Source organism: Streptomyces sp. NTD91, from assembly GCF_059510455.1.
Genome location: NZ_JCAJZW010000029.1, coordinates 16915 through 41329 on the forward strand (window position 1 = coordinate 16915; position 24415 = coordinate 41329).

Sequence of the window (24415 nt, forward strand, 5' to 3'; positions counted from 1 at the left end):
TTCGCTCAGCGCCGGGCCGGCCGGGTGCGCGGGATCACACCTCGGCCGGCGCCTCCCCGGCGTCCGGCACCGGCTCGTCGGCCGGCAGGCTGTCCATGAAGGAACTGACGGAGAAGACGGCGCGGCCGGGGCCGGGCGGACCGTATCCGGGCGGGGAGGACAGTCCGAAGTCCTCCATGGTCCGGCGGTAGGCCTGGAGCAGCCGGATGTGGTACTCCAGCGGAGCCCCCTGCGGATTGGCCTTGCCGAGCGGGGTGGTGGGCTCGGGGCACCAGGTGGTGAAGCGGGGCGTGATGCCGTGCGACATGAAGAAGCGCAGGCCCTCGGTGGTGGAGTCGATCGCCTCGTCGACGGTGGTGAAACCGAACGGCTCGGCCATCTCCACGCCGGCCACGAAGTTGGGGATGACGTTGCGCGCGCCGAACACCTCGGCGGAGTCCAGGATCCGCCTGTGCCACTCGTCCCGGCCGACGTACCGCTCCTTGCCGGGGCAGTACAGTTCGAACAGGCGCCGGTCCCACACCTCGAAGTTGGGGTGGTAGATCTGCACGCCGTAGTCCTTGAACCGCTGCACGTCCGCCTTCGGCAGCGCCTGGGCGACGACCTTGCCGATCCAGCGGCCCGGGAAGCGCTCCTCGATGGCCTTGGCGTAGTGGCCGTAGAAGTCGGCCTCGTCGCGTCCGGCGACCGTCTTCGTGATGGCACCGCCGGTCAGCGTGTACGCGGTGGATGCCTTCTGGGTGTCGTACCGGTCGATGATCTCGAGGGCCTCCAGGACCTCCTCGACGTCCTTGACACCGGTGTACGGCCGCCCGGCCGCCTTGTGCTGGCGCCAGTTGTGGTTGATGTCGCAGTACTGGCACTCCTCCTTGGCGCCGAAGTACTGGCAGACCCGGAAGACCGTGAGGTAGATCAGGTAGCCCCACTGGATGGTCGGGGCCACCTCCATCACGGACTTCCCGTTGGAGAGAGTGTGCCGGTAGTACTCGGGCATGGGCGGCACCCCGACGTCGGCGACGCGCTTCCCGTCGAGGTAGAGGCCGAGCAGCCCCTCCTCGTCGGCGGCCACCCGGTACGGCGAGGCCGGGTTCACCCGTACGGAGACGACGGTGCGGCGCAGGTCGTACGGGCCTCCGGTGAGGATGATCTCCTCCGGCGGGCGGCGCAGCGCGGCCTCGCCCAGTTCGGGCAGGGTGCCGTGGTCGAAGGAGAAGATGAAGTACGACTTCGGCTTGACCTCGCCGCTCTCGTTGTCGCTGAGGGCGGACGGGTCGAAGGCGACGCCCCCGCGGAGCAGGTCCTCCTTGAAGACGGCTTCCCGTGGCACGTGCGGGAACCGCTCCATCAGATCCTCGACCAGCGCGGTACGGCTGCCCATCCGTCTGTCTCCTCCCGGTTCAGGCGTACGTCTCACACCGTATGCCCCCGCCTGCGGCTCAGCCGTGCCGGGTCCCCGCACGGCGCGCGACGTGCTCCGGTACGGCCGTCCCGGCGGGCAGCGCGGGGTCGGGCTCCGGTGCGCCCCAGACGGTGGTCAGCGGCAGCACGCCGGCCCACAGGCCGAGGGCCGCGTCGGGACCGTCGCCGTCGTCCGGGGCGCCGGTGCGGATCTTGACGGAGGCCTCCTGGAGGGAGAGGGCGAGGAGGGTGGTGGCGGCCAGTTCCTTGCGGCTGGGGCGGCGGGCGTACGACCACTGGCCCGGCGTGCAGTGCTCGGTGAGCCGGCGCAGGCCCTCCAGCTTCTCCCTGGGGTCGGTGACCTTGCGGGCGGTGCCGTGGATCATGGCGCTGCGGTAGTTGACGCCGTGCTCGAAGACGGACCGGGCGAGCACGAGCCCGTCCACATGCGTCACGGTCACACACACCGGGGTGTCGCCGGCCAGGCTGCGGCCGGCCACGGATCCGTGCAGATACAGCCACCGCTCGTCCCGCCCGTACACCGTGGGCACGACGACCGGCCGCCCCTCGACCAGCACACCGAGGTGACAGACGAAGGCGGTGTCGAGGACAGCCTCCAGGTCGGCCCGCTCGAGGCTGCCCTGCTCGCGCAGCCGGCGGTGGCGGGTGCGGTCGGTGACGGGAAGGCGGGCGGGGAGCGGCTCCTGAGTCATACGCCGACGGTACCGATATCGCAGACATGAGGCCAATGGAATGTCGATTACGCCCAGAGGAACGGCATTCACAACGAAATCCGAAGCACGACTCCCTGTCGGGTCGTTCCGGATGAGAGGGTCGACGCAGAAACACTCTCCAGGAGGACGCAACTGTGGCAGGGACGGCCGAGACCGCCGGGACGGTCAGTAACTGGGCGCGCACCATCACGTACACCGCGCGGGAATTCCACCGTCCACGCACGCTCGACGCGCTCGCGGCGCTGGTGGGGGCCAGTGACCGGGTGCGGGTGCTGGGGAGCGGGCACTCCTTCAACCGGATCGCCGACCCGGGTCCGGAGGGCGTGCTGGTGTCCACCGCCGAGCTGCCCCGGGTGATCGACGTCGACACGGCGGCGCGCACGGTCCGGGTGTCCGGCGGCGTCCGCTACGCCGAACTGGCCGCGACGGTCCACGCGCACGGTCTCGCCCTGGCCAACATGGCCTCCCTGCCGCACATCTCGGTGGCCGGTTCGGTGGCGACGGGCACGCACGGCTCCGGCGTCGGCAACGGCTCGCTCGCCTCGGCGGTCCGGCAGGTGGAGATGGTCGTCGCGAGCGGTGACACCGGGACTATGGGCCGGGACGACCCGCGGTTCGGCGGCGCCGTGACCTCCCTCGGCGCGCTCGGTGTCGTCACCGCACTCACCCTCGACCTGGAGCCGGCGTACGAGGTGGAGCAGCGGGTCTACACCGAACTGCCGCTGGAAGAGCTGGACTTCGATGGCGTCGCGGCCGCGGGGTACAGCGTGAGCCTGTTCACGGACTGGCAGAAACCGGGCTTTCGACAGGTGTGGGTCAAGCGGCGCACGGACCGGGCGGCCGTGGACTTCCCGTGGGCGGCGCCCGCCGAGGTGCGGCTGCACCCCGTCCCGGGGATGCCCGCGGGCAACTGCACGGAGCAGCTCGGCGCGCCGGGGCCGTGGCACGAGCGGCTGCCGCACTTCCGTGCCGAGTTCACGCCGAGCAGCGGGGAGGAGATCCAGTCGGAGTACCTGCTGCCCCGGTCGGCCGCTCTCGACGCCCTGTATGCGATCGACGGTATCCGGTCGACGGTCGCCGGTGTCCTGCAGACCTGCGAGGTGCGTACGATCGCCGCGGACGCCCAGTGGCTGAGCCCGGCCCACGACCGGGATTCGGTCGCGCTGCACTTCACCTGGGTGCGGGACGAGACTGCGGTGCTGCCGGTGGTGCGCCGACTGGAGGAGGTGCTGGAGCCCTTCGACCCGCGCCCGCACTGGGGAAAGGTCTTCGAGACCCCCTCGGCCGTCCTGCGCGGGCGGTACGCGCGGTTCCACGACTTCGCGTCCCTGGTCCGGCAGGTGGACCCGTCCGGCACGTTCGCCAACGCCTTCGTGCGCGACCTCCTCGGCCTCCCCGGCCACCGGTAGCCGTCGTACTTTCTTCAGCCCCTTTCCTAACCCCTTGTCGAAATGCCCTGCCAGCCCCTAGCCTGGCGCCCGCGCCGGTGCCGAGGTCGCCCGGCCGGATCCGGCGGGACAGGATGGGAGGGGCAGCCGCGTGAAGCGCACATCACGTGACATCCGCACCGCGAACCGCTACGAGGTGTTGCGCCAGATCATCGCCGAGTCCCCCACCTCCCGGCAGGAGCTGGCCGCCGCGACCGGACTGAGCCTGGCCACGGTCGCCACGCTGGTCGGCGAGCTGCTCGACCTCCGCCTGATCACCGAGGTGGGGTTCGAGGACTCGGCCGGCGGCCGGCCCCGGGGCCTGGTGGCCGTCAACGCGTCGGGGGGTGCGTTGATCGGCGTCGACATCGCGGAGACGTACGTCCATGTCGAGCTGTTCGACCTGGCGCTGAACGTGCTGGCCCGCGCCGACGAGGACATGCGCCCCGGCGAGAGCCGCCCGGAGCAGGTGGTGGGTCATGTCGCCGCGGCCGTCGGCTCCGTGGTGGCGCAGGCCGGCATCGAGGCGGCCCGGGTGCTCGGCGTCGGGGTCAGCGTGCCGGGCCAGGTGGACCGGGACACCGGCGTCGCCGAGTACGCGCCCAACTGGGACTGGCACGACGTGCCGTTGCTCGATCTGCTCGCCGAACACATCGCCCACCCCCTGCACCTGGACAATCCGCTGCGTGCCTGCGCGGTGGCCGAGCTGTGGTTCGGGGCGGCGCGAGGGCGCGGGGACGCGGTCGTGGTCAATCTGGGCACGGGGGTCGGCGCCGGTCTCGCCCTCGGCGGCGGGCTGCACCGGGGGGTGAGCAACAGCGCCGGTGAATGGGGCCACACCACACTCGTGCTGGACGGGCGGCTGTGCCACTGCGGCAACCACGGCTGCGTCGAGACGTACGTCGGGGCGCCCGGCATCATGCAGAACCTGCGCGAACTCAGCCCGCAGTCCCCCCTGCTGCACCCCGAGGACCAGACGGCCACCATCGACGCGCTGGCCCGCGCGGTAGCCGCCGAGGACCCGGTCGCGCTCAAGGTCGTCCGGGACACCGCCCGTTACCTGGGCGCCGGCATCTCCGACCTGATCAACCTGCTCAACCCCGAGGTGGTCGTGCTCAGCAGCTGGGTCGCCGCCCGGCTGGGCGAGCCGCTGCTCGGCGAGGTCCGCCGGGCCGTCGCCCGGCACGCACTGCACCGGCCGCTGGCCGCCACCGAAATCGTCCTCTCCCCGATCCCCACCGACCCGGTGTCCCTGGGTGCGGCCACGTTCGCGCTGGAGGGGGCGTTGCAGTCCGTCGGGCAGAGACAGGGCACCACGAAAGGCACCGCCAAGCGCCCCACCCCCGCAAGGAGCCGTACCGCACCGCCTTCATGACGACGGAAGGGATGCACGTGTCCCACCCCCGCAGGAGATCCCTGCTGCCGACAGCCTCCGCCTCACTGTCCGTCACCGGAACCCTCCTCCGCCCGCCGCCCGCGAGTGCCACTGCCGCCCCGGCCGCTGCCGAGGTCTCCCCCACGCCGCCCAGAGCGTCGAGCAGCGTCGGCGCGTCCGGCGCCCGGTGGGTCGACGACCTGCAGCACCTCGACCCGAAGGTCCATGCCCGGACCGCCCGGCTCCTCTTCTCCGGCCAGGGACCGGCCCTCAGCTCGTACCGCTGCAACAGCGGCGGCGGTACCGGCGTCACCGGTCCCGCCCGCGCCGCCGAGGACCTCCTCGTGAACGAGGCCTCCGGCGAGTGCCTCGACGTCGGCGGACCGGCGACGACCGGCGGCAGCAAGGTGATCCTCCACCCCCGCAACGGCGGCGCCGACGAGGCCCGATCCAGGCGGTAGGCCCCTCCTCCCCACCGGCCGAGGGCCGTCGGACCACTCCCCTGACCCGGCGGCCCTCGCCCTCCTGCCCCCACTGCCCGCCCGCCGCGCCGTTCGTCATGCCGAACCGCCCACAACACTTCGAACCCACTTCGTCCAACCCCTTGCCGAAGCATTAGCCGAAGGTTAACGTCCGGCACCGCACCCCGCGTCCGGGCCACGAGGCCACCGAGCCGTTGAGCAGCGGCAGCCGCATCCGACAGACAAGGACGTCCACCATGCCGGCACAGAGCAACAGCACCTGGGACCGCCGTTCGATACTCCGCGCCGCGGCCGGAGCGGCCGTCGCCGCCCCGCTCGCCGCGTGCGGCAGCAACAACGGCCGGGGCGGGTCCGGTTCGGGCAAGCAGCTCACCCAGATGTTCCACGCCTACGGCGAGCCGGGCGTGGAGCAGGCGGTCAAGCGGTATGCGGCCGGGTACAAAAAGGCGAACGTGACCACGCAGTGGATCACCAGCGCCGACTACGAGAGCAAGCTGTTCGCCACGCTGCTCACCAGGAACGCGCCCGACGTCTTCGAGTTCCACCCGCAGATCCAGCTGGTCAAGAGCGGCCAGGTCGCGGACCTCAGCGACCTCGTCGATCCGGTCAAGAACGACTTCGACGCGGCCGACATCACCTCGCACACGGTCGACGGCAAGATCTACGGCGTCCGCATGATCGACGACCCTCAGTTCTTCTTCTACCGGCCCTCCCTCTTCGAGAAGGCCGGTGTCAAGGTCCCCGAGACCCTCGACGAGCTGATCGAGGCCGCCGCCAAGCTCACCACCGGAAAGACGAAGGGCGTCTACCTCGGCAACGACCTGCACGCGATCGTCAACCCGCTGATCTGGTCCGCGGGCGCCGACACCCTGAACGACAAGAACGAGATCGCCTACCACACACCCGCCGTCGTCGACGGCCTGAAGAAGCTCCGGACGCTCTTCACCAGCGGCCATCTGCTCCTCGGCGCCCCGACCGACTTCTGGGACCCCTCCTCGCTCACCCAGGGCCTGTGCGCCGTCCAGTTCTGCGGGATGTGGGCGATGCCGCAGTTCCAGAAGGCGCTCGGCGACGACCTCGGCATTTTCCCGTTCCCGAAGACCGTCGACTCCGGCAAGCCCTCCGTCTACAACGGCGGCTGGTCGATGTTCGTCAACGCAAAGGGCGACAACGTCGACGCGGCCAAGGAGTACGTGAAGTGGCTGTGGATCGACCAGAAGCAGTACCAGGAGGACTTCGCGACCTCCTACGGCTTCCACATCCCGCCGCGCTCCTCGATCGCCGCCTCGGCCACCAAGCTCAAGTCCGGTCTGCCCGCGCAGGGCGTCAAGCTGTTCAACGACTACGGGCACTTCGACAACATCGGCTGGACCCAGGCCATGATCCAGGCGAGCTGGGACGTCATCGCCGACTGCGTCCGCAAGGGCGGCGACCCGAAGGCGGCTCTCGACCGGTGCGACAAGACCGTCGAGCGCGAGCTGAAGAAGCTGTTCGGATAGGCCGGCGGACGGACCACGACATGTCGACGACCACCGAGCGCGGCCCGACGGCCCCCGCCCCTGCCACGTCCCGCCCGGCCGCCACCTGGCAGGGCCTGCGGGGCAGCCGCACCTTCAACTTCTGGCTCTTCCTCAGCCCCTTCCTCGCCGGGCTGATCGTCTTCGTCTACGTGCCGATCGGCTGGAGCGTCTACCTCAGCTTCTTCGACGCCCGTTTCACGGTCACGCCGTCGAAGTTCACCGGCTTCGACAACTACACGTACATGCTGACGGACCCCAAGTTCGTCCACTCGCTCGGCACCTTCACCGTCTTCGCCGCCTTCATCGTGCCGACCACCTGGGCGGTGTCCCTGGGCCTCGCCCTGCTGGTGAACCGGCTCCGGTTCATGCGGGCGTTCTTCCGGTCGGTGTTCTTCCTGCCGACGGCGTGCAGTTATGTGGCCGCGTCGCTGATCTGGAAGATGTCCCTCTTCAGCGGCGTGCGCTTCGGTCTGATGAACACGGTCCTCGGCTGGTTCGGAATCGACGACATCGCCTGGCTGGCGAGCCCCAGCCCACCCTGGTACTGGCTGGTGATCGTCACGGCACGACTGTGGCTGCAGTCCGGCTTCTACATGATCCTCTTCCTGGCCGCGCTGCAGAACATCCCGGCCGAGCTGTACGAGGCCGCCGCCATCGACGGCGCCAGGCAGGGCTGGCAGACGTTCCGGCACATCACGCTGCCGCAGCTGCGCGCCACGTCGACCGCGGTGATCCTGCTGCTGCTCGTCGCCGCCTACCAGGCCTTCGACGAGTTCTTCAACCTGCTCGACAGGACGACCTGGGGCCGGCCCCCGCTGGTCGAGCTGTACTACACCGCCCTGGGCACCGAGCAGGACTACGGCGCCGGCAGCGCGGGCGCCGTCATCCTGACCGCACTGATCGTCGTCGTGACCCTCTTCCAGGGCAGGATCATGGGCTTCGGAAGGGGTGACGACTCCACGTGACCGCCACACGCAGGGGCGGGGTGATGGGCAGCACCGGCCTGTGGATCGCCACAGGTGTCGCCGCCTTCCTCTTCCTCGTCCCGTTCTACGTGCTGCTGCGCAACGCCCTGTCCACCGACCCGCAGATCACCGGCGAACACTGGGAGTTCTTCCCCACACATCTGCAATGGGGCAACGTCGGTGAGCTGTTCGACGACCAGTCGGTACCGTTCGGCCGGTCGCTGGTGAACTCCACTATCGTCGCCGTCTCCATGACCGCCGGCATCCTGCTGGTGTGCTCGCTCGCCGGCTACGCCCTGGCCCGCATCCCGTACCGGCACGCCAACAAGATCTTCTACGTCGTCCTGGGCACCCTGATGGTCCCGACCTCGGTGACCTTCGTACCGAGCTTCGTGCTGGTGTCGTCGCTCGGCTGGGTGGACAGCTACCGAGGGCTGATCATTCCGGGACTGTTCAGTGGTTTCACCTGTTTCCTGTTCCGGCAGTACTTCCTCGGGTTCCCAAAGGAGCTGGAGGAGGCGGCGCGCGTGGACGGGCTCGGCCACTGGGGCGCGTACTGGCGGGTCGTCGTGCCGAACTCGCTGAACTTCTTCGCGGCGATCGCCACGATCACCTTCATCAACGGCTGGAACGCCTTCCTGTGGCCGCTGGTCATCGGTCAGGACCCGAACTCGTGGACCGTCCAGGTGGCGCTCTCGTCGTACATCACCAACCAGACCGTCGTCTTCCACCAGATCTTCATGGCGGCCGCCGTTTCCATCCTGCCGCTGCTGTTCGTGTTCCTCTTCCTCCAGCGCTGGCTGGTGCAGGGGATCGCACAGACCGGCATCAAGGGCTGAGCTAGGAGACCGATGCACTTCCCCCACCGCACCGTCACCGACTACGTCGAGGACGTCTCACCGGGCTCCGGGGCGCTCCCTCCCCGTGCGTGGTACGCGAACTCGGACGCCACGTCACTTTCCCTCAACGGCAGTTGGCGGTTCCGGCTGTCACCGACCGCGGACGCCGAGGACGACTCCTTCGCCGCGCAGGGGTACGACGCCGGTGACTGGGCACAGATCGCGGTTCCCGGCCACTGGGTGCTCCAGGGTCACGGATCGCCGATCTACACCAACCACCTGTACCCGTTCCCGGTCGATCCGCCGCGGGTGCCGACGGAGAACCCGACCGGCGACCACCTGCGGGCCTTCGACCTGCCGCAGGACTGGCCGGCCGGCTCTGGTGCGGTGCTGCGCTTCGACGGGGTGGAGTCCTGTGCCCGGGTGTGGCTGAACGGCACGGACCTCGGCGAGTTCAAGGGCTCGCGGCTGCCGCACGAGTTCGCGGTCGGCCACCTGCTGAGGCCCGAGGGCAATGTCCTGTCGGTCCGCGTCCACCAGTGGTCGGCCGGCTCCTATCTGGAGGACCAGGACCAGTGGTGGCTTCCGGGCATCTTCCGGGACGTCACCCTCCTGCACCGCCCCGCGGGCGCCGCCCTCGACTTCTTCGTGCACGCCTCCTACGACCACCGCGCAGGCACCGGGACCCTGCGCGTCGACTCCGACGTGGACGGCCGGGTGACCGTGCCCGGACTCGGCATCGACGTCGCGACCGGCGACAGCGTCACCGTGCCTGTCGAGCCCTGGTCGGCCGAGGTGCCCCAACTGTACGACGGCGTGCTGGCCACCGAGGGCGAGCGGGTGCCGCTGCGCATCGGTTTCCGTACCGTGGAACTGGCGGACGGTCTGATCAAGGTCAACGGCAGGCCGGTCCTCTTCAAGGGCGTCAACCGGCACGAGTGGCATCCGGAGAAGGGCCGCGCGCTGGACCTCGCCACCCTGCGCGAGGACGTGGTGCTGATGAAACGGCACAACATCAACGCCGTCCGCACCTCCCACTACCCGCCGCATCCGTCCTTCCTCGACCTGTGCGACGAGTACGGCCTGTGGGTGATCGACGAGTGCGATCTGGAGACCCACGGCTTCACCGAGCAGGGGTGGCGGGACAATCCCGTCGACGACGACCGCTGGACCCCGGCCCTGCTGGACCGGGCCTCCCGCATGGTCGAACGCGACAAGAACCACCCGTCTGTCGTGATCTGGTCGCTCGGCAACGAGGCCGGCACCGGCCGGGGCCTGACCGCGATGGCCGAGTGGATCCGCGCCCGGGACCCCTCCCGGCTCCTGCACTACGAGGGCGACCCCACCTGCCGTGACACCGACGTGTACTCCCGGATGTACGCCGGCCACGCCGAGGTCGAGCGGATCGGCCGGCGCCTGGACGGCGGCACCCGCAAGCGCCGGGACCTGCCCTTCGTCCTGTGCGAGTACGCGCACGCCATGGGCAACGGGCCCGGCGGACTCGCCGACTACCAGCGGCTGTTCGAGTCGTACGACCGGCTGCAGGGCGGCTTCGTGTGGGAGTGGATCGACCACGGGATCGCGCATCCCCGGCTGGGCTTCGCGTACGGCGGCGACTTCGGCGAGGAACTGCACGACGGCAACTTCGTCTGCGACGGCCTGCTCTTCCCGGACCGGGCGCCCTCCCCCGGACTCGTCGAGTTCAAGAAGGTGATCGAACCGGTCGGCATCGCCGGGAACGTGGACGACGGCACGGTCCGGATCGTCAACAAACAGGACGTCGCCGATCTGTCGGCGCTGGCGTTCTCCTGGTCGTACGAGGTCGACGGGGAGCCCGTGGAATCGGGCGCCCTGGCGGTGCCGGCGCTGGCGCCCGGAGCGTGCGCCGACGTCAAGCTGCCCGCGCCGCCGGCCGGTGCCCCGGCCGGCGAGGCCCACTGGACGGTCCGCGCGGCGCTCGCGGAGGACACCCGATGGGCGCCTGAGGGCCATGTCGTGGCCTGGAGCCAGGTCCCGGCGTCGGAGCGCCGGGCACCGTCGGTCGCGGCGACCGCCCGGCCGGTGACCGGCACCGGGGTGATCACCCTCGGCCCCGGCACCTTCGACGCCTGCACCGGCCGGCTCACCGCCGTCGGCGGGGTGCCCGTGTCCGGGCTGCGGCTGGACGTGTGGCGGGCCACCACCGACAACGACGACGGCGCGGCCTGGCAGTCCGACCTGCGGTACGGGCCGCAGTGGCGGCGGCTCGGCCTGCACCGGATGAGGCACCGGCTGGAGGTGGTGGAGACGGGCGAGCACACACTGACGGTCCGCACCCGGGTCGCGCCGGCGGCACGGGAGCTGGGGCTGTCGACCGTATACCGCTGGACGTCGGACGGAGACCGTCTGCGGTTGACTGTGGGCACCATCCCCGAGGGCGACTGGACCCTCCCTCTTCCCCGGCTCGGCATCCGCTTCGCATTGTCCGCGGTCGACGGTGTGCGGTGGTACGGCGGCGGCCCCGGCGAAGCGTACCCGGACACCAGGACGGCGGCGATGGTCGGCCGCTGGCAGTCGACGGTGGACGGTATGCAGACGCCGTACGTCCGTCCCCAGGAGAACGGTGCCCGCATCGACGTCCGCTGGGCGGAACTCGGCGGTCTGCGCATCGAGGGCGACCCGGTCTTCTTCCTCACCGTCCGCCGCTGGACCACCGAGCACCTGGACGCCGCCGCGCACCGCACCGACCTCACTGCCGGGGCCGCGACCGACAGCGGCTCCGCCACGGCGACCTGGGTCAACCTGGACCACGGCCAGCACGGCATCGGCTCCCAGTCCTGCGGCCCCGGCCCGCTGCCCCGGTACCACCTGCGAGCCGAACCGGCCGAGTTCTCCTTCGTGTTCTCCACCGCCCCCGCAGCCGGGTCCCGTTGACCGACACGGCACTGGGATCCACCACGGCCGGCCGGCTCTTCTCCCGGCCGGCCGCGGCCGCTCCCGTGTGGGTTTCGTCCTCACCCGCATGCTCCGGACGCCGTGCGGCCCGGCGGTCCCGGGCCTGCGCGCCGAGACCGGCCGTCGGGGCCGCCGGGGGCCTCGGCCCGAGCCCGCACTTCAACCGGCGACCGACGTGAGCGGCATCGAGGCGCGCGCCGGCCCGTACCTGCCACACCACCGTGCACCGCCCCGGTTTCCCCGATGCGCCCAGTTCCCCGGTGCATCAGGGGCGTGACGCCGAACACGATCAGCGCACTCCCCGTGCGGTGTGCGAAACTTCGCTCACAGGCTCCGGCCCCGGACGACACCCCGAGCCTGCTGGAGCGGATACGAGGAGCGTCATGAGCACCACCGGACCGGCCCGGTTCAGGAGCAGCTGCAGCGGCGACACCTCCGGTCGGGGCATCGAAGTCGCCGCGCGCCCCACCGCCCTCCACGTCCGCGCCTGCGAGAACACCGTCGGCCCGCGGCTCGCCCTTTCCCCGGCCTCCTGGACGGAGTTCGTGGCGTTCGCCGCCGACGACGCACGCTGATGGCCCGTGCCGGACTCACCGTCGAGCGGCTGATCGCGGCGGCGGCCGAGATGGCCGACGAGGCGGGCTTCGCGAACGTCACCCTGTCCGCGCTGGCCCGCCGCTTCGGCGTGAAGGACGCGAGCCTGTACTCGCATGTCAGAGGGCTGGAAGACCTGCGTACCCGGCTCGCGTTGTACGCCGGCGGCGAGCTGATCGACCGGATCGCCCCGGCCGTGGCCGGCCGCGCGGGCAAGGACGCGCTGGCCGCCTTCGCCGGCGCCTACCGGTCCTACGCTCTGGAGCACCCCGGCCGGTACGCGGCCACCCAGATCCGCATCGACCAGTCGCTGACCGCCGACTCCCCCGCGATGCGCCGCACGGCCGTGATCACCTACGGCATGCTGCGCGCCTACGGCCTGGACGAACCCGACCTGACCGACGCCGTACGCCTGCTGCGCAGCACCTTCCACGGCTACTGCGCGCTCGAGTCCTGCGGCGGGTTCGGCGCCGACCGGGACGTCCAGGCCTCCTGGGACAAGGCGGTGGAGGCCCTGCACCTGGCTCTCACCCACTGGCCGCGCCAGACGCCGCGGGAGGACACCGGAACCGGCTGACGTCACCCTTCGGTCGCGGGACGTCCCTTGCCCCAGGCCCAGGCGAGGCGGTCCGCGCCGGAGGAGTTGGTGGTGGCCAGTCCCAGGCGGGTGCCGCTGCCGGTGAGGGTCTGCATGCTGTAGGTGTCGCCGGTGCGCAGGCCCGGCCAGTAGACCGCACCCATGTCCAGGGCCCGGAACGTGTCGGTGTCGGCCTGGACGAAGGCGACCGAGTTGGGATCGGCGGCGGCCGAGGCGGGCTGGTCGTAGTTCAGCCCCGTCGTCATGGGCGCGCCGAACTCGTCCGCGACGGTGCGGGAGGCGCAGTCGCCGATACGTGCCTTGAGGTCGGTGACCCACTGGTCGTAGGTGGCGTTCTGCTTCCAGAAGCCGTAGTGGTGCAGGGAGAGGTAGGTGCCGTCGAGGCGGTGGTCCGCGCAGACGCTGACGACGCTGTCGTTGTAGCCGGAGCCGCTGACGAAGATCCGGTTCCGGGGCACGGAGGGGTAGCTGCCGATCCACTGTGCCGCCAGATCGGCCCAGGCCTGGGCGGTGTAGCCGTGCGGCTCGTTCATCGGCTCGAAGTAGACCAACGGGTTGCGCCGGTAGGAGTCGGTGACGGTGCGCCACATGCGCCAGAAGTCGGGCAGGTTGTCGACGATGCCGTCCTTCCGGGCGCCGGTGCCCTCCCAGTAGCTGAGGACGACCTTGAAGCCGTGCGCGGTGGCGGCGTCGATGACGGCGCGGTAGGAGTGCCAGTAGGGGCCGTCGACGGTGTACGGGTTGACCGGCAGCCGCACCGTGTTCGCCTGGAGGTTCTTGCGGAATCCCGCGATGACGCCGTCGGCCTTGGCGTAGGTGGTGGCGTAGTCGTCGGAGAGGCTCAGACCGGACAGCACCACCGGGTCGTCGGCGTAGTTGTCGCGTGGATCGGCCCAGTTCACGCCGTGGAACCGCCCGGGCACGAGGGAGGCGGCCGCCGTGTCCGCACCCGACGCGGGGACGGAGGCCAGCCCGATGAGGGCGCTGCTGCTCAGAGCGACGGCCGCGGCCAGTACGGTGCGGGCGAGTCCGGTGGCGCGCCGTGCGGCCGTGCGTGCGGAGCGGAACATGTGCGGGGACCTTCCTGTCGCGGGTCTGGGGGCGGGAGCGGCGTACGGAAACGGGCGTCCGGCGGGGTTTCCGCGGGCGCCGTGGGGGCCGGTTCTCCTGCCGGGCCGAGGGCGTGGGCGGCTCAGGGCAGTCGTGCCCGGGCAGGGCGCTCCCTGCACATCTGACGTGCTGTCACGCCGGGGGGGAACACCTTTCGGGCGAGAGCCTCGCCGTAGCCGCCCGGCACTGTCAATACATTGGACAGTGCTTCGTCAAACCATTACTGAAAGTCGGCGTCCTCGAAGCGAGCGCGGCTGAGCGCCTGTACCTCCCCGTGCGACGGGGTGGCACCCTGCGGCGCGCGGCCGGCCGCCACGGCGGCCATCGCCTCCACGGCCGCGCCCAGCGCCCGCCGGTAGAGCAGCGAGCCGAGGCTGACGCGGCGGACGCCGAGGTCGGCGAGCCGGGCGACGTCGGGTCCGGTGGACGAGTAGAGGATGTTGAGGGGGAGCTCCAGGTGCCGCACGAGGGCCGCGATCCGTCGGGGGTCCGTCAGGCCCGGCACGAAAACCCCGTCGGCACCTGCCTGCTGACAGGCCTCCAGGCGCCGCAGCGTCTCCCGCTCGTCGCCGTCACCCAACCAGTACGTGTCGGTACGGGCGTTGACGAACAGGCCGGGTGCGGCCTTCTTCACGGCGGCGGTCTTCGCCGCGTGCCGGTCGCTCGGTCCGAGCCCGTCCTCCAGCCCCCAGAGCCCACAACTGCCTCGCTGGCGCTGCTGCTTCGTCGGGATCGGGGCTGAACGCGTCCTCTGCGTCGACCGAGAGGAGCCAGGGCCCCGAGCCGAGGGTCAGGGCGAGTGCCAGGGTCTGTTCCCGGTTCGCGCCCTCGCCGTCGGACAGTCCGGCGGCCGCCGCCGTGGCCAGGCTGCTCGTGCCGATCGCCGGGAAGCCCCGGGCGGCGAGCGCCGCCGCCGAGGCGTGGTCCCAGGCGTTGGGCAGCAGCAACGGCTCGCCGGGCCGCTGGTGGAGTGCCGCGAAGGGGATCGGGGCGGGTGCCGGGGTCATACGACCACGCTGGACACCGGACGCTTCGGCGCCTGCCGAACCGTGCCCTCCGCCTCCGGTCAGTGCCGGCGCGGCCCTCGGGACAGCGTCCTCCCCCGTCCCGCGCCCCCTCACCGGGGCACCACTGACCACACCGGGCCCGCGCATCCCGCCTCCGCGACCGTGAAGACGAAGACGCCTTCCGCGCCGGACGCCCAGCGGACGCTCACCCGATGGTCCTCCCCCGCCGTCACGGACACCAGCTCCGTCAGCGGCCGGGGATCCGGCTCGCCGGTGAGCCGGGCGAGCGCCACGAACAGCGTGGCCCCGCCCGCCTCCGTCTCCCCGGTCAGCCCCTGCGTATCCTCCGACAGGCCCGACACCGGCAGCAGTTCGGCGCGCAGTCCGTCACGGGTCTGCCACCCCGTGATCCGCACCGGGGTCCCGGGCGCGGCCCCGGCCACGAGATGGGCGCGCACCTCCGCCGCGCCCTCGGCGAGCACGAGGCTGGTGACGGTGATCCCGTCGCGCACGGTGTGCCGGGATGCGATCCAGCCCTCGCCGGTGCCGAGCGGCTCGATGCGGGTGCGGCTGGGGTCGCCGTGGACGATCACGCTGTTGTCGTACGACGCGGAGGGCACGGTCGCGGTCGAGTAGGCGAGCCGGGTGTAGTAGGGGTCGTAGCGGACGTCCTCGCTGCCGTGGTTGTGCAGTCGGACCACACCGTCCGAACGGGTCGACTGGAGCAGCCAGTTGGGGACGGGTACGGGCCGCACGTCGTCGGCGCGGTCGGCCGGGCCCGGTTCCTCGGTGGCGGTCCACACCTCGTGCTGCGGCGGCAGCAGCAGGCCGAGGAACCCTTTGCCGGCCCAGTACGGGGAGGCCGGGCCGGAGTAGCTCTGCACGAGCGACGCGTCGGGGCCGAGCCAGCCCAGCGGGAGCAGTCCGCGCCCGTCGACGGCGCCGCCGTCGAGGAAGTACCGCAGCGCGCCGGACGCCAGGCGCCGGGTCTCGCCGGGGGTGAGGGGGGTGTGTCCGGTCAGGGCGCCGAGCCAGAGCGGGGCGGCCGTCGCGAAGCGGTAGGTGAGGGAGCGGCCCTGGTGGAGGGGAGCGCCGTCACCGCCGAACAGGCGGGCGTAGTCGGCGAGGTGGCGTGACAACCGTCGACCGTATACGGACAGCAGTTCATCGTCGTCCGCCAGCCGTGCGTGGAGGACGGTGTACAGGTGCATCGCCCAGCCGTTGTAGTAGTCGAACTTCCGGCCGTCTCCGTCGGTGTACCAGCCGTCCCCGAGGTACCAGTCCTCGATCCGCTCCAGGCCCCGGTCGATCGCCCTGCGTGCCGCCTCCGGCCGGTGGCCGATCTCCTGCAGGAAGCCGCCGACGGTGACGGGGAACAACTCCCAGTTGCACGGCCAGGGTTCGGCGCTGAGGGCGTCGGCCAGCCAGTCGGCGGTGCGCTGCCGCACGGGGTCCTCAAGCCGGTCCCACAGCAGCGGCCGGGTCAGCCGCAGGGCGAGTGCGACGGAGGCGGCCTCGACGAGCGGCTGACTGCGCTCCTCGATGGTCGGCCAGACGCCGCGGGGGCCGGTGGCGAGGCCGTCGGCGTAGCGGCCGAGCGCGTTCTCGTCGCGGCGGAAGGCGGCCAGCAGCAGCGTACGGGCGTATCCCTCCAGGCCGTCGGAGAGGTGCCCGGAGTGGCTTACGTGGTCGCCGGGGAGGTGGTAGAGGGCACGGTCGGAGGTGGCGTAGGGCTCGACGGCGGCCAGCAGGCCGTCGGCGGCGGCCTCCCAGTGGGCTCGGGTGTAACCGGTTACGGGACTCGTCCCACGGTCCTCGGCGGGCAGTTCGATCACGGCTGCGGTCTTCCTTCCTGGCGCGGCCCGGCACGCCCCGGTTCCGGTCGGGGCGCCTCGGGGCTCATCCCACCCGTACGGCGCCCTCGGGCACCAGGCGCAGGGCGAGGAGTCCGTCGCGCGCCGGGCCGGCGTAGACCGTGGCGCCGTGCACGGAGGTCCGCCGGAGTTCGGCTTCGACTAGCGTCAAGGCATGACCAGCGACACCTCCTCCAGCCTCCCCGACGCCCTCGCCGCCGGGACGCTCGTGCTCGACGGTGGCATGTCCAACCAGCTGGAGTCGGCCGGGCACGACCTCAGCGACGCGCTGTGGTCGGCGCGGCTGCTCGCCGAGCGTCCGGAAGCGGTGGCCGAGGCGCACCTGGCCTACTACCTGGCGGGCGCGGACGTGGCGATCACCGCCAGCTACCAGGCCACCTTCGAGGGCTTCGCGAAGCACGGCATCGGCCGGCAGGAGGCCGCGCGACTGCTGGCGCTGAGCGTGGAACTGGCCCGGGACGCCGCCCGACAGGCCAAGGACGCGGGCGTCGACCGGCCGCTGTGGGTGGCCGCGTCGGTCGGACCGTACGGCGCCCTGCTCGCGGACGGCTCGGAGTACCGGGGCCGGTACGGGCTGAGCGTGGCCGAGCTGGAGCGCTTTCACCGGCCGCGCATCGAGGTGCTGGCCGCCGCCGCGCCGGATGTCCTCGCGCTGGAGACGGTGCCCGACGCCGACGAGGGCGCCGCGCTGCTGCGGGCGGTGCGCGGGCTGGGGGTCCCGGCGTGGCTTTCGTACACGGTCGACGGTCGGCGCACTCGGGCGGGGCAGCCGCTGGAGGAGGCGTTCGCCCTGGCCGCCGACGCGGACGAGGTGATCGCCGTCGGCGTGAACTGCTGCGCGCCCGAGGACGTGCGGCCCGCCGTGGAGCTCGCGGCACGGCTCACCGGCAAGCCGGTCGTCGTCTACCCCAACAGCGGCGAGGCCTGGAACGCCGGGGCGCGTGCCTGGACGGGACGGACGAGGTTCGGCGCCGAGCGGGTGAAGGCCTGGCGGGAGGCGGGCGCGCGGCTCGTCGGGGGGTGCTGCCGCGTGGGGCCGGAGGCGATCGCGTCGGTCAGGCGGGCCCTGGACGCGGCCTGAGGGCGCGCCCGGCGGCTCACCCGTGGACCGGCAGCACACGCAGCCGCGGCCGTCCTGAGTCGTCCGGTGTGCGCGCGCCCTTGTCCGGGCACGCGGTCGGGCGCCGGGGCACGCAGTGGTGCGGCACGGGCCGCCTCGGGGCGTCGACCCGTCGGACAGAAAACGCTTTCTGCCGGTAGTGCGCCGCTCTCACCGCTCACAGGGGATCGCGGACGGCCGGGGAGGGCGACAACGCCTGGAGGGACGACGGGCGGCAGGCAACGGCCACGGGCGACCGGCAGCCACCCGACGACCGACGGACAACGGGCGACCGCCGACAGGCGACACACAACGGGCGACAGGCGACACACAACGGGCGACGGGCGACGGGCGACGGGCGACGGGCGACAGGCGACAGGCGACAGGCGACAGGCGACAGACAACGGGTGGCCGCCGACGGGCGACAGGCGACCGTAGAACCCGCGACCAGTAACGATGGACCGGCGACCGTGACCCGTCAGCGGCGTGGGGCCGGCCCCACCGAGCGTCGCAGGCGTCGCACCGCCGCCGCCAACTCGGCGCCGGGGGCCCGGACTTCGGATGCAGGAGCCGGTTCCGGGACAGTGCGGGCGAGCGACCAGAGGGCGATTTCCGCATCCCGGGGGCCGTATGCGGTACGTGGTTCACCATCGCCGAAGATCCGCACCGGGTGGGACGCGTCCCAGGCCTGCCAGCCGGGATTCCCGGTGGCCGCGAACCGCACCCAGGCCGCGTGCATCGTCTCGGCCAGCTCGTGCGGGGCACCCTCACCGGCCAGTCTCTTCGACTCGGGAATGTCCCCGGAGTCGAAGACGAACCCCAGCTCCAGGGCGTGACAGGCGCCCAGGCCGGGCAGACGCGAGGGCCAGGCGAACTCGTAGAGGTAGGAGCTGCCGGCGCGGGCGTCGGCGAGGCGGTGCAGCGGGATCCGCAGCAGGTGGTCGGTGACCATCTGACCGACGATCTCGGCGGCGCCCGCGTCGGGGTTCAGGGCGCGGTACCCGCGGGGCACCTCGTGGCCGGTGCGGCAGCGGGCCATGGCTCCGGCGAGGGCGACGGGGCCGAGCCGGTCGACGCGCTCCAGCAGCCCGCCGGGCACGAGCCAGAGGCGGTACTCCTCGCGGGTCCAGCCCATGAGCAGGCCGACGTCCCGGGCGGCCCCGTCGATCAGGGCCTCCAGCGGGTCGCGCGGTACGAGGTCGCCGTCCACGACGATGCCGAACGCGGGTCCGCCCAGCACCGGGCTGCTGAGTCGGCCGACCTCGGCCTGGGTGCGCAGCAGCAGGTCACGGTCGACAGCCGCGAAGGCCTCGGCGGTCGCGGGAATCCTCAGCCGGGCGGCCATGCGGCGCACCATCCGCCGTACCTTGTCCCGTTCGGACGACTCGGGCGGTCCGCTCTGGAGGACCGCGCGGCGGATCAGGCCCCGGCCCGCGGGCGCGGCGAGCAGGGCGCCGGCGCTGATGGCGCCGGCCGACTGCCCGCACAGCGTGACCCGGGCCGGGTCGCCGCCGAAGGCACCGATCGCGTCGTGCACCCAGCGCAGGGCGGCGAGCTGGTCGCGCAGGCCGGGGTTGGGCGGGGCGTCGGGGAAGAGCCCGTAGCCCTCGATGCCGAGGCGGTAGTTGACCGAGACGCAGACGACGCCGTCCCGGGCGAAGGTGGCGCCGTTGTAGACAGGTACGGCCGAGGATCCTCTGGTCAGGGCGCCGCCATGGAGCCAGACGAGGACGGGGAGGCGGGCACCGGGATCCGGATCGGGGGTCCAGACGTTGAGGTTGAGGCAGCCGTCGCCGGGGATCACGGGGTCGGACAGGTACTGGGCGAATGCCTCGGAGTACGGCGGTTTGGGTGCGGTGGGCCCGAAGCCGGCGGCGTCGCGCGCCCCGTCCCAGGGCTCGGGCGGTTCGGGCGGGCGGAACCGGCGGGGACCGAAGGGCGGGGCGGCGTACGGGATGCCCCGGAAGACCGCGACGCCCTGCTCGTACCGGCCGCGAACCGCTCCGTACGGCGTTCTGACCACGGGATTCGCCTGGTCTGCCGTCATCGCCCACCAGCCTTTCGCCGCGTGCCCCGTGCATCATCAGAGCACCACAGGAGTGCCGGGTATTCCGGCGCACGGGCGTGCGGAAGGGCCGTTCGGGCGATGTCCGGTACGGTGAGTGACCAGGAGATCCCATTGCCCGCAGGAGGGCGCCGACGCCGGGCCGCTCGCAGTGTCGCGTGCACCGGCCGTGCCTGTCCGTGCGTTCCGATGCCGATCGCCGTCTGCGCCTGCGTCTGCCGGGCGCGATTCGGCCGCTGCGCGGGGTGCGGGCCCTTGTGGCGGCGGTCGTCGGTGGCCGCGTGAGGCGGTGGTCGCCGTACGCGAACCGGGCGGTGTCCCCGTTCGGGATCGGGCAGGCCCTGCCGTGTCTCGTCGCGACCGAGCCGCCGCGTCCGCCGATTGACCGCCTCTTCCCGGCACGCCTACCGTAGAAGGCGCTTTCTGAAAGCGTTTCTGCTTCCGGATCGTCAGGAGAGCCATGTCGCCCAGCGCCCAGCCGCCGCGGATCGTGTTCGCGATGGATCCCGTCCACCTTCCGCTGCTGTTCCCGGCGCCGCTCATGACCCGGCTGCGGCGCACGGCCGACGTCGACACGGCGCTGGTCGTACGGGACTTCGCCGATCCGGCGGTGACCGACGCGCTGGCCCCGGTCGAGGTACTGATCACCGGCTGGGGATGCCCGCGCCTGGACGCCGGTGTCCTCGCGGCCGCCCCGAAGCTGCGTGCCGTCCTGCACGCCGCGGGCTCGGTCCGCTCCCTGGTCGGTGAGGCGCTGTGGAAACACGGCGTCACCGTGTCCAGCGCGGCGTTCGGCAACGCCGTGCCGGTGGCGGAGTACACGCTCGCGATGGTTCTGCTCGTCGGCAAGGACGCCTTCGACCATCGGGAGCGCTACCGCCGCACGCACACTCCGCCGGCTCCCGCCGAGACCGCGGCCACCGGCAACCTGCGCCGCCGCGTCGGGATCGTCGGCGCCTCCCGGGTGGGCCGCCGGCTCATGGAGCTGCTGCGGCCCTTCGACTTCACGGTCCTGCTGTACGACCCCTGTGTGGGCCCCGCCGAGGCAGCGGCCCTGGGTGCGGAGCTGCTGCCGCTGGAGGACCTGCTGCGCCGCAGCGACATCGTCAGTTTGCACGCCCCCGACATCCCCGAGACCCGTCACATGCTGGACGGCGCCCGGCTCGCCCTCGTCCGGGACGGCGGCGTGCTGCTCAACACCGCGCGCGGTGCGCTGGTCGACCACGAGGCGCTGACCCGGGAGCTGGTCTCCGGCCGGCTGCGTGCCGTCCTGGACGTCACCGAGCCCGAGCCGCTGCCCGCCGACTCGCCGCTGTACGAGTTGCCCAACGTCTTCCTCACCCCGCACATCGCGGGCTCGCTCGGCAACGAGCTGGAGCGGCTGGGCACGATCGTCGTGGAGGAGCTGGAGCGGCTGGCCGCGGGCCTGCCGCCGCTGCACGAGGTGCGGCACGCGGATCTGTCCCGAGTCGCCTGAATCCGGGCCCCGTTCGGTCGAGCCGCCCGCAGATGTGCGCTCGCCTCGGCCGGGCCGCGGCACCGCGCCGAGTACGTGCGGCACGCCGGCTTCGACGCGACCGCCGTCCGGCGGTGCACGCACGGGTTGCTGGACCTGTCCGAGCCGCCGACCGCGGTGTTCGTGTGGTCCTCCCGGATGGCCCTCGGCGTGTACGAGACTCTTGCCGGACGGGATGTGAGGGTGCCGGGCGACGTGAGCGTCGTGGGCTTCGACGCCCTGCCCGAGGCCCGCTGGGCGGCGCCGGCGCCGCCCACGGTCCGTCGGCCGCTCGGCGAGACGGCGACGACCGCGCTCCGGCTGCCGGTGCGGATGATGCACGGCGAACGCCCGGAGGGCACCGGAGCACCGGAGGGCACCCGTATCGAGCTGTCGACCCGGCTGGTGACGCGCGCGAGCACGGCCGCGCCACCCGACGGGCGGCCAACGGCGTGACGTACGGCGCCCGTTCGGAGCCACGGCGGTGACCGCGCCCCGCACCGGCGCGTTTTCCGGTCATGAACCTCACCTCGCGCACCACAGCGGCCCTCGCCGTGGCCGCGGTCGCTCTGATCGCCGTCTACGGCACGGCCCACGCCTCCTGCCACACCCTGGCTCCCGGCCGGCACCGCGCCACGGTGGCCGCGCCCGGCGACGGGCACGGCACGGAGGAGGACGTGGAGTTCGGCGGGAGCGGTCCCGGCCTCGCCGAGGACTGACGCGCGCGACGCGGTGACGGACGGGCGCCTCCCGCACGGGGTGCCCGGCCGTCACCGTCGATGCCGGATTCTCGGCGGCCGGTCTCCCGGTCGCTCAGTCCCAGACCTCCCGGTGCCGGCGGCTGCCGCCGACGAGGGCCTGGATCGCGTCCACGGCGCTGCCGTCGTGGTCGCTGCCGGCCGTGCCCCTGCCGGTCTGGACGTTGGCCGTGCGGTCGACCTCCAGCCAGGAGTCGGCGTGGGAGTTGTCGATCACGGTGATCAGGCTTCCGGACGCGGCCGCGGGTACGGCACCGGCCCCGAGGAGTGCGGCCGCGGCCGCCGCGGCCGTCCCGAGCCGCGGTACGACGCCCGTCACACGCCCACACTCTCGGGGACGAGCCGGTCACGGGCGATGTTGCGCTCCAGCAGGCTGGTGGAGGCCTTCACCCCGACACCGCTCGCGGGATGCACCTCCGGCAGCCGCCCGTCGGCCGCCTTCAGGCCGGCGAGCGCGGAATCCATCGCCTCGTGCGCGGCGAACAGACAGGGGGTGCTGTAGATGGCGACATCGACGCCGAGGTCGGACAGCTCGCCGAGGGACAGGCGGGGCGACTTGCCGCCGGCGATCTGGTTGAACAGCAGCGGCTTGGTCCCGACGACCTCGCGGATCCGTTTGATCCACTCCACGCTGCGCACCCCGTCGACCAGGACCACGTCGGCGTCGGTCGCGGCGAGCCGCTCGGCGCGGTGCAGGATGTCGTGCTCGTCGGTGGCGTCCGTACGGGCCACGACGACCAGGTCCTCGCGGGTCTCGAGGACCTTGTGCAGTTTCTCCAGGTACTCCTCCAGCGGGAGTACCTGCTTGCCGTCGGCGTGGCCGCAGCGGCGGGGCCGCTTCTGGTCCTCGAGGATCACTCCGGAGGCGCCGATGCGTTCCAGCCCTTCGACGACGTGACGGGCGACTTCGGGGTCCACGTACCCGTCGTCGATGTCGACCAGCAGATGGTGGTGGGGGAACGCGCCCCGCAGCCGCTGGACGAAGGCCACCATGTCGGGCCAGGCGATGAAACCGATGTCCGGCAGCCCGTAGTACGAGGCCGCGAATCCGAAGCCCGAGACGAACATCCCGTCGTAGTGCTTGGCCGCGATCGACGCCGAGTACATGTCGTACACGCCGATCAGCGGTGTGGTCCCGGGCCCGGCGATGCGCTCGCGCAACTTCTTACCGTAGGTCAAGGTCCGGCTCCTCCTGTGGGTGGGTGACGCGGGGCCGGCGGCCCGCACGTCTCGACGCCCTTTGCCAAGACAAGAGCATGTCTAGGTATTCACGTGACTTTCCATGTGTGCGGCCTTTACTCACCTCAATGGCGGAACCGGTTCACCGCAGAAACGTCACGCACAGAGCCGTCCCGCCCAGCCGAGCCCGCCGTCGAGGTGGGCCGGGAAGGCGGGATCGCGGTGGGCCCCGGCGGCGTGCCCGAGCACCGTGCAGCAGAAGACGCGGCCGCTGCCCGCCCCGTGTTCGCGGCACCAGGCGAGCGGATGGTCCGCGCCGATCCCGCCGTCCTCGTACGAGGTCTCGTCGGCGCTCAGCAGCACCCGCGTCCGGCCCCGGGGGCTCGCGTCGAAGTCGTACCACTCGTCGCTGAACTCCCGGACCGCCGGCAGCGCGCGGGTCGCGGGGTGAGCGGGATCCTCGACCACGGCCCGGCCCGGCTGGAAGGCGGGGTGCCGCACGAAGCGGGCGCCGAGGAGTTCCCCGTAGTACGGCCAGCCGTACTCGGTGCAGGCCGCGGCGTGCACCCCCGTTCCTGATCGACTGGGGCGGCTCTCCCCACCCCACGGCCTCCGGGCTACCGCTCACCCCCCTGCTGCACATGTCCGCGACGGCCCCGGTCCGGCCGACCTGCACGGCCCGCTGACGGCCCTCGGCACCGCCCTCTCCTTCACCGTGGAAACGCCGAAGGGACCGGTCACCTTCGGCTGAGGCGGGGGCGCGGCAGGGGGCGAAGCAGCATGCGCGCCGGGGCGTTCGAGTGGGGGATGCGCGTTTTTTTCGAGCGGCGTCGGCCGTCGGAACAGGTCGGAGGGCCAGGACGGTTCGCCGGCGCGGGCACGGGGGGTGCGGAGCCGGGGACGGCGGACCTCGGGCAGGCGGGCCAGGTGCGTGCAGGAGCGGGTCACGGTCGCGGAAGGGG

The 24415-nt window shown here is 72.2% G+C and carries 20 protein-coding genes and 3 pseudogenes; 13 read left to right on the top strand and 10 right to left on the bottom strand.

Going from position 1 to position 24415, the window contains the following annotated elements; genetic code table 11:
• Positions 1-34 precede the first annotated feature (34 nt).
• On the bottom strand, positions 35-1378 hold the full coding sequence (locus AC5WRT_RS26110; protein WP_496096359.1) for a radical SAM protein: 1344 nt from the start codon (positions 1376-1378) through the stop codon (positions 35-37).
• Positions 1379-1436: 58 nt separating this feature from the next.
• The gene (locus AC5WRT_RS26115) at positions 1437-2111 is read right to left on the bottom strand and encodes a pyridoxamine 5'-phosphate oxidase family protein (protein ID WP_496096360.1); all 675 of its coding nucleotides are present in this window, start codon (positions 2109-2111) and stop codon (positions 1437-1439) included.
• Positions 2112-2266: 155 nt separating this feature from the next.
• On the opposite strand from AC5WRT_RS26115, the gene AC5WRT_RS26120 reads away from it, so the two are divergent.
• The 9 genes from AC5WRT_RS26120 (at position 2267) to AC5WRT_RS26160 (ending at position 12845) form a co-directional block, all read left to right on the top strand.
• On the top strand, positions 2267-3541 hold the full coding sequence (locus AC5WRT_RS26120) for an FAD-binding protein (RefSeq protein ID WP_496096361.1): 1275 nt from the start codon (positions 2267-2269) through the stop codon (positions 3539-3541).
• A 130-nt stretch (positions 3542-3671) separates the two neighbouring features.
• The gene (locus AC5WRT_RS26125) at positions 3672-4934 is read left to right on the top strand and encodes an ROK family transcriptional regulator (RefSeq protein ID WP_496096362.1); all 1263 of its coding nucleotides are present in this window, start codon (positions 3672-3674) and stop codon (positions 4932-4934) included.
• Positions 4931-5395: an RICIN domain-containing protein gene (locus AC5WRT_RS26130; protein ID WP_496096363.1), complete on the top strand. Its 465-nt coding sequence runs from the start codon at positions 4931-4933 to the stop codon at positions 5393-5395. Before AC5WRT_RS26125 ends, AC5WRT_RS26130 begins: the two co-directional genes overlap by 4 nt.
• A 257-nt stretch (positions 5396-5652) precedes the next feature.
• Positions 5653-6915, top strand: coding sequence for an ABC transporter substrate-binding protein (locus AC5WRT_RS26135; protein ID WP_496096364.1), 1263 nt, complete (start codon positions 5653-5655; stop codon positions 6913-6915).
• Between the two features lie 20 nt (positions 6916-6935).
• Complete coding sequence (locus tag AC5WRT_RS26140) at positions 6936-7901, top strand: carbohydrate ABC transporter permease (protein WP_496096365.1); 966 nt, start codon at positions 6936-6938, stop codon at positions 7899-7901.
• Between the two features lie 23 nt (positions 7902-7924).
• Positions 7925-8740, top strand: a complete 816-nt coding sequence (locus AC5WRT_RS26145) for a carbohydrate ABC transporter permease (RefSeq protein ID WP_496100660.1) — start codon at positions 7925-7927, stop codon at positions 8738-8740.
• Between the two features lie 12 nt (positions 8741-8752).
• Positions 8753-11653, top strand: a complete 2901-nt coding sequence (locus AC5WRT_RS26150) for a glycoside hydrolase family 2 TIM barrel-domain containing protein (RefSeq protein WP_496096366.1) — start codon at positions 8753-8755, stop codon at positions 11651-11653.
• Positions 11654-12057: 404 nt separating this feature from the next.
• A complete protein-coding gene (locus tag AC5WRT_RS26155; protein ID WP_496100648.1) occupies positions 12058-12249 on the top strand; it encodes a DUF397 domain-containing protein in 192 nt (63 codons plus the stop codon).
• Complete coding sequence (locus AC5WRT_RS26160; protein ID WP_496096368.1) at positions 12249-12845, top strand: TetR/AcrR family transcriptional regulator; 597 nt, start codon at positions 12249-12251, stop codon at positions 12843-12845. Before AC5WRT_RS26155 ends, AC5WRT_RS26160 begins: the two co-directional genes overlap by 1 nt.
• Positions 12846-12847: 2 nt before the next feature.
• Here AC5WRT_RS26160 and AC5WRT_RS26165 read toward each other — a convergent pair whose 3' ends face one another.
• From AC5WRT_RS26165 to AC5WRT_RS26180, 4 genes and pseudogenes are all read right to left on the bottom strand, one after another.
• Positions 12848-13936: a cellulase family glycosylhydrolase gene (locus AC5WRT_RS26165; protein WP_496096369.1), complete on the bottom strand. Its 1089-nt coding sequence runs from the start codon at positions 13934-13936 to the stop codon at positions 12848-12850.
• A gap of 260 nt (positions 13937-14196) precedes the next feature.
• A pseudogene (locus AC5WRT_RS26170) lies at positions 14197-14983 on the bottom strand (isocitrate lyase/phosphoenolpyruvate mutase family protein).
• Between the two features lie 110 nt (positions 14984-15093).
• Positions 15094-16815: a DUF2264 domain-containing protein gene (locus AC5WRT_RS26175; RefSeq protein ID WP_496100661.1), complete on the bottom strand. Its 1722-nt coding sequence runs from the start codon at positions 16813-16815 to the stop codon at positions 15094-15096.
• Between the two features lie 67 nt (positions 16816-16882).
• The gene (locus tag AC5WRT_RS26180; RefSeq protein WP_496096370.1) at positions 16883-17008 is read right to left on the bottom strand and encodes a hypothetical protein; all 126 of its coding nucleotides are present in this window, start codon (positions 17006-17008) and stop codon (positions 16883-16885) included.
• Positions 17009-17011: 3 nt separating this feature from the next.
• Between AC5WRT_RS26180 and mmuM the strand changes: the two genes are divergently transcribed.
• A complete protein-coding gene (gene mmuM, locus AC5WRT_RS26185; RefSeq protein WP_496096371.1) occupies positions 17012-17938 on the top strand; it encodes a homocysteine S-methyltransferase in 927 nt (308 codons plus the stop codon).
• A 496-nt stretch (positions 17939-18434) separates the two neighbouring features.
• On the opposite strand, the gene AC5WRT_RS26190 is transcribed toward mmuM, so the two are convergent.
• Positions 18435-20003, bottom strand: a complete 1569-nt coding sequence (locus AC5WRT_RS26190; RefSeq protein ID WP_496096372.1) for a carboxylesterase/lipase family protein — start codon at positions 20001-20003, stop codon at positions 18435-18437.
• A gap of 478 nt (positions 20004-20481) precedes the next feature.
• Between AC5WRT_RS26190 and AC5WRT_RS26195 the strand changes: the two genes are divergently transcribed.
• The 3 genes and pseudogenes from AC5WRT_RS26195 (at position 20482) to AC5WRT_RS26205 (ending at position 22235) form a co-directional block, all read left to right on the top strand.
• Positions 20482-21498, top strand: coding sequence for a hydroxyacid dehydrogenase (locus tag AC5WRT_RS26195; RefSeq protein WP_496096373.1), 1017 nt, complete (start codon positions 20482-20484; stop codon positions 21496-21498).
• A 21-nt stretch (positions 21499-21519) separates the two neighbouring features.
• A pseudogene (locus AC5WRT_RS26200) lies at positions 21520-21972 on the top strand (substrate-binding domain-containing protein); the annotation flags it as partial.
• A gap of 62 nt (positions 21973-22034) precedes the next feature.
• Positions 22035-22235, top strand: a complete 201-nt coding sequence (locus tag AC5WRT_RS26205) for a hypothetical protein (protein WP_496096374.1) — start codon at positions 22035-22037, stop codon at positions 22233-22235.
• A 94-nt stretch (positions 22236-22329) separates the two neighbouring features.
• On the opposite strand, the gene AC5WRT_RS26210 is transcribed toward AC5WRT_RS26205, so the two are convergent.
• The 3 genes and pseudogenes from AC5WRT_RS26210 to AC5WRT_RS26220 form a co-directional block, all read right to left on the bottom strand.
• A complete protein-coding gene (locus AC5WRT_RS26210) occupies positions 22330-22593 on the bottom strand; it encodes a hypothetical protein (RefSeq protein WP_496096375.1) in 264 nt (87 codons plus the stop codon).
• Positions 22590-23453 carry an isocitrate lyase/PEP mutase family protein gene (locus tag AC5WRT_RS26215; RefSeq protein WP_496096376.1) on the bottom strand — a complete coding sequence of 288 codons (864 nt, stop codon included), beginning with the start codon at positions 23451-23453 and terminating at the stop codon, positions 22590-22592. The genes AC5WRT_RS26210 and AC5WRT_RS26215 overlap by 4 nt, the downstream gene beginning before the upstream one ends.
• A gap of 156 nt (positions 23454-23609) precedes the next feature.
• Positions 23610-24023: pseudogene (locus AC5WRT_RS26220) on the bottom strand (ThuA domain-containing protein); the annotation flags it as partial.
• Positions 24024-24415: the final 392 nt, after the last annotated feature.

Coding starts and splice junctions, on each gene's coding strand:
- mmuM (WP_496096371.1), top strand. CDS start 17,012: ATGACCAGCGACACCTCCTCCAGCCTCCCCGACGCCCTCGCCGCCGGG.
- AC5WRT_RS26110 (WP_496096359.1), bottom strand. CDS start 1,378: ATGGGCAGCCGTACCGCGCTGGTCGAGGATCTGATGGAGCGGTTCCCG.
- AC5WRT_RS26205 (WP_496096374.1), top strand. CDS start 22,035: ATGAACCTCACCTCGCGCACCACAGCGGCCCTCGCCGTGGCCGCGGTC.
- AC5WRT_RS26145 (WP_496100660.1), top strand. CDS start 7,925: ATGGGCAGCACCGGCCTGTGGATCGCCACAGGTGTCGCCGCCTTCCTC.
- AC5WRT_RS26155 (WP_496100648.1), top strand. CDS start 12,058: ATGAGCACCACCGGACCGGCCCGGTTCAGGAGCAGCTGCAGCGGCGAC.
- AC5WRT_RS26115 (WP_496096360.1), bottom strand. CDS start 2,111: ATGACTCAGGAGCCGCTCCCCGCCCGCCTTCCCGTCACCGACCGCACC.
- AC5WRT_RS26150 (WP_496096366.1), top strand. CDS start 8,753: ATGCACTTCCCCCACCGCACCGTCACCGACTACGTCGAGGACGTCTCA.
- AC5WRT_RS26160 (WP_496096368.1), top strand. CDS start 12,249: ATGGCCCGTGCCGGACTCACCGTCGAGCGGCTGATCGCGGCGGCGGCC.
- AC5WRT_RS26130 (WP_496096363.1), top strand. CDS start 4,931: ATGACGACGGAAGGGATGCACGTGTCCCACCCCCGCAGGAGATCCCTG.
- AC5WRT_RS26190 (WP_496096372.1), bottom strand. CDS start 20,003: ATGACGGCAGACCAGGCGAATCCCGTGGTCAGAACGCCGTACGGAGCG.
- AC5WRT_RS26165 (WP_496096369.1), bottom strand. CDS start 13,936: ATGTTCCGCTCCGCACGCACGGCCGCACGGCGCGCCACCGGACTCGCC.
- AC5WRT_RS26195 (WP_496096373.1), top strand. CDS start 20,482: ATGTCGCCCAGCGCCCAGCCGCCGCGGATCGTGTTCGCGATGGATCCC.
- AC5WRT_RS26135 (WP_496096364.1), top strand. CDS start 5,653: ATGCCGGCACAGAGCAACAGCACCTGGGACCGCCGTTCGATACTCCGC.
- AC5WRT_RS26140 (WP_496096365.1), top strand. CDS start 6,936: ATGTCGACGACCACCGAGCGCGGCCCGACGGCCCCCGCCCCTGCCACG.